The following is a 4,258-nucleotide window of genomic DNA, read 5'->3' on the forward strand; positions in this document are numbered from 1 at the left end:
GACGTCAACGCGATCATCGAGACCCTGGTCGACAACGGTGACTTCGTCGAGGTGCAGCCGCTGTACGCGCCCAACATCGTGATCGGCTTCGCGCGGTTCGAGGGGCGCAGCGTCGGCATCATCGCCAACCAGCCACAGGCGATGGCGGGCACCCTGAACATCGAGGCGGGCGAGAAGGCGGCCCGGGTCGTGCGGTTCTGCGACGCGTTCTCGATCCCGATCGTCACGCTCGTGGACGTGCCCGGCTACCTGCCCGGCACCGACCAGGAGTGGACGGGCGTGATCCGCCGCGGCGCGAAGCTGCTGTACGCCTACGCCGAAGCGACGGTGCCGCTGGTGACGGTCATCCTGCGCAAGGCCTACGGCGGTGCGTACATCGTGATGGGATCGAAGCAGCTGGGGGCCGACATCAACCTGGCCTGGCCGACGGCCGAGATCGCGGTGATGGGCGGTCAGGGCGCGGTGAACATCCTGTACCGCGGCGAGATCCGCAAGGCCGAGGAGGCCGGCGAAGACGTCGCCGCGGTGCGCACGCGCCTTGCGAACGAGTACACCTACAACGTGGCATCCCCGTTCCTCGCTGCCGAGCGCGGCGAGCTCGACGGCATCATCGAGCCGGCGCAGACCCGCGTGTCGATCGCGAAGGCGCTGCGCGCGCTGCGCGGAAAGCGGGCCAGCCAGCCGACCAAGAAGCACGGGAACATCCCCCTATGAGCGACGACCTCTCCATCGAGGTGCGCCGCGGCGACCCCGACGACGACGAGCTGGCAGCCCTGATCGCGGTCGTGACCGAGGCGTACGCGGCCGAGGCCGCCTCGGCGACCGCCGATGACAGCAAGCCCGCGACGCCGTGGAGCCGCACCCAGCGACCGCTGCGGCAGCCGGTGCGGCGGGATGTCGCGTGGGGCCGGTACATCGGCTGATCGCCGGGGCGCGGCATCCATCGTTCTTGCTCTGCCGGACCTATGCACCTGCTTTGTCCCCCGAAACACCTACAGACACCGCTCTCGCGGCCCGCGCACACTGGTATCGCTGGAACCCATCAGGCGTTCGGCTGATCTCCCCAGCACAGCGTGAACGGGCGAGACTCCAGCCACCCCGCAGAAGGTCTTCGGGTAAGCGTTCCACACAGCGGCGGGGCGGGCGGCTTCGCGTGCCCCAGGCATCCACTTGCCACGATCTGCGGGCGGGACCCGCGAATCGTGACAAGTGAACGCGGGGGCGGGCGACCACCTGGCGCGCAGGTGCACAGGCGCGCCGGTGGCCGACCCGAGCGGATGCCGACCCCGGCGCCGCGTGCGGACGCTCAGCCCTCGCCCTCCGGTGCACCGCTCTCTTCCTGCAGCGCCCTGCGTCGACGGATCGAGCGCCGGTCCTCACCGACCGTCAGTGACGCGTCGCCCGAGGCGGTATGGGTCGGATCGACCGGCCCCCTCGGTTGGATGCGCCCCGGCTCGAGCGTGCGGGTGACGTCCTCGGCCGTCACGATCGGGATCTGCCCGGTGGCGGTCGTGTACCACTCGGTCAGTGCCGGGTCGTCGGTGTCGATGCCCGCTCCGGCCCCCTCGTTGTGGGCAACCTCTGTGGCACCGAACACGAAGTCGTCGCCGTGCTCGGCGATGCCCCGTCGCACACCCTGCGCGATCGCCGCGCGCGCGTACCGGTTGCGGAGGAGGTAGGGGTCGGTGCGCAGCTCCTTGGCCCACGCGATCATGATCCCCACCACGATGACCGCGAACGGCAAGGCCGAGACGACCATGATCGCCTGCAACCCCGACAGCGCCGTCTGCCCGCCGGCGAGCAGGAGCGCCAGCGCGGCGGCGCCGAGCAGGACACCCCAGAGGATCGTCACCCAGCTCGACGGCTCCGGCTTTCCCCGCTGGCTCATCGACCCCATCACGATTGCCGCGGAGTCGGCCGAAGTGACGAAGAACAGCACGATCGAGATCATCGCCAGCACGGTGAGCACGACCCCGAAGGGCAGCTCGTCGAACACGGCGAACAGGACCGACTCGGGGGTGCCGGCCTCGGCGATTGCGCCGGTCTGCGCCTCGAGGAACATCGCCGTGCCTCCGAGAATCCCGAACCATGCGACGCACACGGCCGACGACACCACGATCACCACCGTGACGAACTCGCGCAGAGTGCGCCCGCGAGAGATCTTCGCGATGAACATTCCCACGAACGGCGTCCACGAGATCCACCACGCCCAGTAGTAGTTCGTCCAGCTCGCCATGAACGCCGCGGCATCTTCGCCCTGCCCGGGGTTGCGTGACATCATGATCCAGAGCTCGCCGAAGAACGCCGAAACGCTCGCCGGGATCATGTTCAGCAGGAACAGCGTCGGTCCGGCGATGAAGACGAACACCCCGATGAACCCGGCGATGACCATGTTGATGTTCGACAGCACGCGGATGCCGCGCTTGATGCCCGACACGGCCGACACGACGCACGCGGCGGTGAGGATCGTGATGATCGCGATCAGCCCCGCATTGCCCAGCGAACCGAGACCGGTGACGACCTCGGCACCGCTGGCGATCTGCAGAGCGCCCGTGCCCAGGGTGACACCGGTGCCGAACAGGGTGACGATGATCGCGAACACGTCGATCACCGCGCCGATCCACCCCTCGGTGCGCTCCCCGAAGATGGGCTTGAAGATCGCAGAGATCAACGGAGCGCGCCCGCGCCGGTACGCGGCGTAGGCGATCGCCCCGCCGACGAGCGCGTAGAACGCCCAGGCCATGGGCCCCCAATGCAGGATCGACTGCGCCAGGGCGTCGAGCATCGCATCCCGACTGCCCGCCTCGGACGAGAAGCCTGGCGGCACGTCGAGGAAGTAGTTCAGCGGTTCGGCGGGGCCCCAGAAGATCAGACCGATGCCCATTCCCGCCGAGAACAGCATCGCGATCCACGACCTGGTGGAGAACTCGGGTGTCTCGTCGTCGGCACCCAGCCGGATCCCGCCGGTGCGGCCATAGCCGAGGACGAACATGAACACGATCGTCACGGCCGCCAGCAGCGAGAACAACCAGCCGAAGTTCTCGGTCACCCAGCCGAGCGAGGCGGCCCCTGTCGCGCTGATGTGCTCGGGGGCCAGGAACCCCCAGATGACGACCGCGAGCACGAGCGCCCCGGCGATGCCGAACACCGCCCAGTTGGTGCTGAACACCCGGGGGGTGTCCTCCACCCCGATCCCAGGAATCAGCGCGGGGTGCGCCGACTCCTTCAGGATTTTCTTCCGCGGAGCTTTTGCCGGCCGGGGGCTGGACTCCGTGTCACGGTTTCTGTCGATCATCGAATCTCCCAGCGCCGGTCGCCGCGCCCCCGGTGTGGAGCGGGTGCGAGTCCACGCGTGTAGCGGTCACGACCACCCACGCTACGGGTACGCACCCGGCAGCACCCAAGAGAACACGCGGTGTAGCCCGAGATCGCTCACCGCTGTTCGGGTTCGAGCAGCGCGACCGCCTCGACGTGGTGCGAGTTCGGGAACAGGTCGTAGGCGTCGACCGACCGCGTCTGGTACCCGAGCGCCCGGAAGGCGCCGAGGTCGCGGGCGAGCGCGACCGGGTCGCACGCGACATAGACGATGGATGCCGGACCCAGCGCGACGATCTGCTCGACGACGTCGCGGCCCGCGCCGGCGCGCGGAGGGTCGAGCACGATCACCCCGTGTCGCAAGCGGTCGCGTTCGAAGGCCGTCGCCTGTGCCGTCCGGCGTGCGAGCCAGCGGTCCACTCGACCGGTCTCGGCGCGGGCTCGGGTGAAGCCGGTGAGGTTCGCTTCGGCGTGCGCAGTGGCACGGCGATCGGACTCGACGGTCGTGATGCGGGCGGCTGGCCCCGCGAGGTCGCCGAGCGTTACGGCGAACAGGGCGACGCCGCCGTACAGATCGAGATGCCCTGCGTCGGGATCGAGGAACACGCCTCCGCTGTGCGGGATCGCCCCATCGGGGTGCTTCTTCTGCATGATCCGCTTCACCGCCTCGGTGAGCGTGTGCGCGGCGAGGCGGTGCACCTGCCAGAAGCCACCGGCATCCACTCGAAACTCACGGCCGCCCACCCGCTCGACGATCGTCTCGCGTGCCGAGTCACCGTGGCGGGGACCGGCGTCGGGGCGGTCGATGACCCGCACGCGGCCGTCGGCGGGCTGCACCAGGTCGATACGCCCGGCCGGGCGGTCGCGCAGCTCGCGGGCCGCCCCGGCGATCTCGGGTGTGGCGCGCGGCAGCGCGTCGACGGTGTCGACGCGGTGGCGGCGC

At 69.7% G+C, this 4,258-nt stretch carries 4 protein-coding genes; 2 read left to right on the forward strand and 2 right to left on the reverse strand.

Annotated elements, in window-relative coordinates; genetic code table 11:
• Both ACK5IN_RS04520 and ACK5IN_RS04525 read left to right on the forward strand, forming a co-directional pair.
• On the forward strand, positions 1-714 hold a 714-nt coding region (locus tag ACK5IN_RS04520; protein ID WP_416895022.1), incomplete at its 5' end, for a carboxyl transferase domain-containing protein.
• Positions 711-923: an acyl-CoA carboxylase subunit epsilon gene (locus ACK5IN_RS04525; protein ID WP_416895023.1), complete on the forward strand. Its 213-nt coding sequence runs from the start codon at positions 711-713 to the stop codon at positions 921-923. The genes ACK5IN_RS04520 and ACK5IN_RS04525, both read left to right, overlap by 4 nt.
• Before the next feature lie 383 nt (positions 924-1,306).
• On the opposite strand, the gene ACK5IN_RS04530 is transcribed toward ACK5IN_RS04525, so the two are convergent.
• Together ACK5IN_RS04530 and ACK5IN_RS04535 are read right to left on the reverse strand one after the other, a co-directional pair.
• On the reverse strand, positions 1,307-3,187 hold the full coding sequence (locus ACK5IN_RS04530) for a BCCT family transporter (protein WP_416895024.1): 1,881 nt from the start codon (positions 3,185-3,187) through the stop codon (positions 1,307-1,309).
• A gap of 245 nt (positions 3,188-3,432) precedes the next feature.
• Positions 3,433-4,258 (reverse strand): class I SAM-dependent RNA methyltransferase (locus tag ACK5IN_RS04535; protein WP_416895025.1); only part of this gene is annotated, 826 nt, incomplete at its 5' end.

Origin of the sequence: Microbacterium sp. (genome assembly GCF_047971895.1) — a bacterium.
Classification (GTDB): Bacteria; Actinomycetota; Actinomycetes; order Actinomycetales; family Microbacteriaceae; genus Microbacterium.